Source organism: Microbacterium sp. SCN 71-21, from assembly GCF_001725695.1.
Taxonomy (GTDB): Bacteria; Actinomycetota; Actinomycetes; order Actinomycetales; family Microbacteriaceae; genus Microbacterium; species Microbacterium ginsengisoli.
The window spans coordinates 10,591-11,230 of record NZ_MEGA01000074.1; the positions used below are offsets into that span (position 1 = coordinate 10,591).

Below are 640 nucleotides of genomic sequence, written 5' to 3' on the forward strand. Positions count from 1 at the left end.
GCGAGGAGGTCGCCGTCGCGGTCATCGTGCGGCACACCGGAGCAGGCCGCGAAGGTGCAGCTCGGGCGTTGATTGAGCCAGGACTGCTCGACCTCAGCCCCACGCACGAGGTCATCCTGCTCGGCCGGGTATCCGGCACCTGCATCGTCGGGCACCCGACATGACCAGTTCGTCACCGCGAGCCGGGGCGTTCGGCGACGAGCTGACGAACCTCGCCCTCGGCGCGCTCATCGGCGCGATGCTGCTGGCCGGTGCGCTGCGCTTGGCCGGGAGCATGGCTGCGTTCGTCACGGGCGCGCCCCAGCCCGCGGCGGGTCTCGAAGCGGGAGTCGGAGTGGTCTTCCGCGCCGACGACCCCGGCTCGGCACTCGGCTCCGCGTCGCTCAGCCCCGTCGCCTACTGGATCACCGTCGCACTCCTGCTCGCCGCCATCGGCACCGCGGCGTGGTTCATCTGGCGATGGGTGCGCGAGCTGGGCAAGCGGACCAAGGCCGACCCGAACCGGATCGAGGGAATCGCCGATGCGCGCGACGTGCAGCGCGCCGCATCCGAACGCGACCTTCTGCGTCGCGCGAAGACGCTACGCCCCTCGCTCACGGACCCGAAGCCCGAGCAGGTCGGCTACCTCCTTGGCACCTCG

The 640-nt window shown here is 71.6% G+C and carries 1 pseudogene; it reads left to right on the plus strand.

The annotated features are described in order from the left end of the window. Window positions 1–160: 160 nt before the first annotated feature. A pseudogene (locus tag ABT08_RS10585) lies at window positions 161–640 on the plus strand (type VI secretion protein); the annotation flags it as partial.